This window comes from Streptomyces sp. NPDC038213 (genome assembly GCF_055600495.1).
This window is the reverse complement of sequence record NZ_JBVJYM010000065.1, coordinates 588-4411: the sequence shown is the minus strand read 5'-3', so window position 1 is coordinate 4411 and position 3824 is coordinate 588. Positions and strand designations below refer to the sequence as shown.

General features: G+C 73.1%; 4 protein-coding genes and 1 pseudogene. 2 read left to right on the top strand and 3 right to left on the bottom strand.

Going from position 1 to position 3824, the window contains the following annotated elements:
* Positions 1–296: pseudogene (locus tag ACZ7JZ_RS35855) on the bottom strand (fasciclin domain-containing protein); the annotation flags it as partial.
* Positions 297–389: 93 nt separating this feature from the next.
* Complete coding sequence (locus tag ACZ7JZ_RS35850) at positions 390–1982, bottom strand: molybdopterin-dependent oxidoreductase (protein WP_470947324.1); 1593 nt, start codon at positions 1980–1982, stop codon at positions 390–392.
* A gap of 231 nt (positions 1983–2213) precedes the next feature.
* On the opposite strand from ACZ7JZ_RS35850, the gene ACZ7JZ_RS35845 reads away from it, so the two are divergent.
* Complete coding sequence (locus ACZ7JZ_RS35845; protein WP_470947322.1) at positions 2214–2612, top strand: hypothetical protein; 399 nt, start codon at positions 2214–2216, stop codon at positions 2610–2612.
* A gap of 102 nt (positions 2613–2714) precedes the next feature.
* On the top strand, positions 2715–3125 hold the full coding sequence (locus tag ACZ7JZ_RS35840; protein WP_470947319.1) for an ATP-binding protein: 411 nt from the start codon (positions 2715–2717) through the stop codon (positions 3123–3125).
* 168 nt (positions 3126–3293) lie between these two features.
* On the opposite strand, the gene ACZ7JZ_RS35835 is transcribed toward ACZ7JZ_RS35840, so the two are convergent.
* Complete coding sequence (locus tag ACZ7JZ_RS35835; RefSeq protein WP_470947316.1) at positions 3294–3533, bottom strand: chaplin; 240 nt, start codon at positions 3531–3533, stop codon at positions 3294–3296.
* Positions 3534–3824 lie beyond the last annotated feature (291 nt).

Sequence of the window (3824 nt, the reverse complement as noted above, 5' to 3'; positions counted from 1 at the left end):
AGGGTGGACAGGGCCGGGTTGTTGGAGGCGGCGGTGGCGACGGGGTCCTTGGCCATGCCGTCGAAGGAGCCCGCGCCCTCCTTGGGCACGCCCGCACAGGCCGGGCCGAAGGGCTGGTCGCCGGTCATCGGGTCGGTGGCGGGGGTGCTGGCGCCGGTCTGGGCCTCGTCGCCGGCGGCTGCGGAGGCGGTGGCCTTGGTGTCGCTGCCGGAGTCGGAGCAGGCGGCGAGGGACAGGGGCAGCAGGGCTGCGGCGGCGACGGCGATCGCGGTGCGGCGGATCCTGGTGGTGTTCATGGTCGGTAGCTCCTTGAAGGGCTTCTCAATTGACTTTTTGAGGTGGGTGGTTGTGCTGCCCGGGGCGGCGGTCGTCCCGCTGTCCCGGGTGGTCTAGGGGACGGTGACGAACACGCTGTGCCGGCCGCTGGCACCGTCGGGGACGGTGCGGGTGCGCTGTTCGGTCTGGACGGTTCCGGTTGCGTCGGTGGCGCGGACGGTGAGGGTGTGGCCGCCGGGGGCGGCGTTCCAGCGGTAGGACCACTGGCGCCAGGTGTCGACGGTGTCCTGCGCGGCGAGGTCGGCGTCCTGCCAGGGGCCTTCGTCGACGCGTACCTCGACGCGGGTGATGCCGCGGCGCTGGGCCCAGGCGACGCCGGCGACGGTGACGGGTCCGGCGGCGGGCCGGGCGAAGGGCTTCGGGGTGTCGATACGGGCCTGCGTCTTGATCGGCGCCCTCTGCGCCCACTTCCGCTTGACCCAGTACGGGTCGTAGGCGTCGAAGGTGGTGAGCTCGATGTCCTCGATCCATTTGCAGGCCGACACGTAGCCGTACAGTCCCGGGACGAGCATGCGGACGGGGAAGCCGTGGTCGAAGGGCAGGGGTTCGCCGTTCATGCCGACGGCGAGCATGGCGTCGCGTCCGTCCATCAGGTCCTCGACGGGCGAGCCGAGCGTCATGCCGTCCACCGAGCGCGCCACCAGCTGGTCGGCCCGTCCGCCCCGTGAGGGCGGGCGGACGCCCGCCTCCTCCAGGAGGGGGGCGAGGGGGATGCCGAGCCAGCGGGCGTTGCCGATGTAGGGGCCGCCGACCTCGTTCGAGACGCAGGTCAGGGTGATGTCGCGTTCGATCAGGGGGCGGGCGAGGAGCTCTTCGAGGGTGTACGTGCGGGGGCGGGTGACGCCGCGGCCGCGGATCCGCAGCCGCCAGGTGCCCGCGTCGACTCTCGGCACGGTGAGCGCGGTGTCGACACGGTAGAAGTCGGAGTTGGGGGTGGTGAAGGCGGTGATGCCGGGGACCTTCAGCTGGACGCCAGCCGGGACGGCGGGAGCGGGGGAGGCTGGCTCGGGAAGAACCAGCGCTTTCCGGGAGGCGACGGCCCCCTGCCCCTGTCGGCCGGTGAAGTAGCGGCCCAGCGCGCCGGCCGACGCCGCCGCGGCGGCGGTCGCACCCGCAGCGGCGAGGAACCCGCGCCTGCTCCACCCGGCGGTGCCCGCCTGCCCGTCCGGACCGTCCGGCGCGGGGGAGGGGGCGGCTTTGGCCGCCAGCACGTACAGGGCGACGGCTCCCGCGGCTGCCCCGGCGACGGAGGGCAGTGCGTCACCGACACCTGCTGAGTCGGGACGGCTGAGGGCCGCGGCAGCGCCGATCACCCCGAACAGCAGCACCCCCGCAGCGCCGGCCCGCCGGTGGGACAGGGCCCAGACGCCGACGCCCACCGCGATGAGGGCGAGGACCGCCAGGATCCCCAGTTGGAGGACGACCTTGTCGTTCTCTCCGAACGTGCGGATGGCGAAGTCCTTCACCGCAGCAGGGGTCCGGTCGATCACCGCACCGCCCACCACCGTCACCGGCCCGGCTGCCGGCCGCACCAGCCCGGCCACCAGCTCGGCCACGGCCAAAGCGGTGAACGCGGCCAGGAGTCCGGCCACTGCGCCCGTCGCGGCGCGGAGGAGTTTGCTGCGGAAGCTGCTCACACCCTCCATTCGGCAGTCGGCGCCCGACGGATTGGTCAGACCCCCGAATGAGTGAAAACGCCCGTCGCTGTTGACTCGCGCGACGGGTGCGGAGGCTGTGGGGAGGCCCGGGGGCATCCGAACCGCTTGCGGGATACGCAATCCACCGCGCACTTCGTCACGAATGGTTCACATGGGGCTTTTGAAAGGCCCCACAGCACACCGATTGCACAACCGACAGGATCGAAGGAGGTGAGTGCGATGACCGCATCCCTGCGCATACGGCGGCTGGTGGCCGGGGCGGCGTCGGCGGGACTGCTGGCCGGCGCGTCCGTACTGGGCGTCTCCGCCACGGCGAACGCCGCGCCCGCACCGTCCGCGGCGGCCTCGGTGGTCACCGGCGACCGACACGACCGGCACGACCGTTGGGACCGCCACGAGCGTTGCACCTGGGTGAAGGGCCAGTGGGCCGAGAAGTGGGTCAAGGGCCACTACGAGTGGAAGTGGCACACAGGCACCTGGCACCACGGCTACCGCGACCACCACGGCACGTGGCACGACGGATGGTGGGGCAAGGGCCACTGGAAGCAGCACTGGGTGCCCGGCCACTACGTGAGCCACTGGGTGCCCGCCCACTGGAACTGCCACGACAAGTGGTGACCGCCGGGCGGCCTTCGTGGGGTTCCGGGACACCCGGGACCCCACTCCCGCTCCCCGCGCCCCGGCATCCGGTGCCGGAGCCGCCCACCGGGAGGAATGATCATGGACACCACCGCCCCGCCCCGCACGGGTCCGGCCACGCTGCACGTCCCGCTCCCGTCGAGGGCTCAGGCCGCCCGGTACGCCCGCCACAGCACGGCACGCATGCTGGCCCTGGACCCGGCCGCCTGCCCGCCCGGTATCGCCGAGGACCTCGTACTGATCGTCTCCGAGCTCGTCACCAACGCGGTCCTGCACGCGCCGGGCCCGTACGCGCTCACGGTCGGCCTGGAGGAGGGGCGGGTGGGCGTCGCGGTCAGCGACGGTTCCGCCAGCCTGTCCGCCCCCGGTGACGGGTTGGACGGCGCCGAGACCAGCGGGCGCGGCCTGCAGATCGTACGGGCGCTGGGAGCCCGACTCTTCGTCAGCCCCTCGGACCGCGGTAAGCAGGTCATCGCGGTCCTCACCTGGTAGCCGGCAGCACCCGGGTACTGCGGGTGGCTGTGCCGACAGCCACCCGCAGCCGACCCGCCCGGAGCGCGGGGCGGCACGCGTACAGCGCGTCCCGCCCCGCGCCCGGAGGGTCACCGGTCCGTGCCGCCCCGTTAGTCGGCAGCGGACCGGAGCTCTCCCGGTCCGCGGTCAGGCGTTGATGCAGGTGTTCCCGAAGGCCGGGTTCAGCAGCCCGATGATGCTGACGCTGTTCCCGCACGCGTTGACGGGGATGTGGATGGGGACCTGGATGAGGTTGCCCGAGCCGACTCCCGGCGAGTACGCGGCCACGCCGTGCGCGTCCGCGTCGGCGGACGCCGCCGACGCGCCCGCCACCACCAGGGCACCTGCCGCCAGCGCCACTGCCAGACCTCGTCGTACAGCCACCATGTCTTCTACCTCCTGTGCGGATGGGCGGCCGCGCGGAGGTCCCGCGCGGCCGGTGAGGCCCGTGGACGCTTCGGGCTCCTCTCACACCCCGTCTTCGCCCCCGGTCCCCGGACGGCTTGGCCGTGTCCTCCTGCTTCCCTCCAACGGGTTAACCGCCGGTGGTGAGGCTGACGGAGCCCGCCCATCCGCATGGCCGTCGGCTACGAAGAAAGGGCGACAGGAGCACAGGTCCCGGGCCGGACCGCCCCCGCGGGGGGGGTCCGGCCCGGCCGCCACAACCCGAGGACCGGC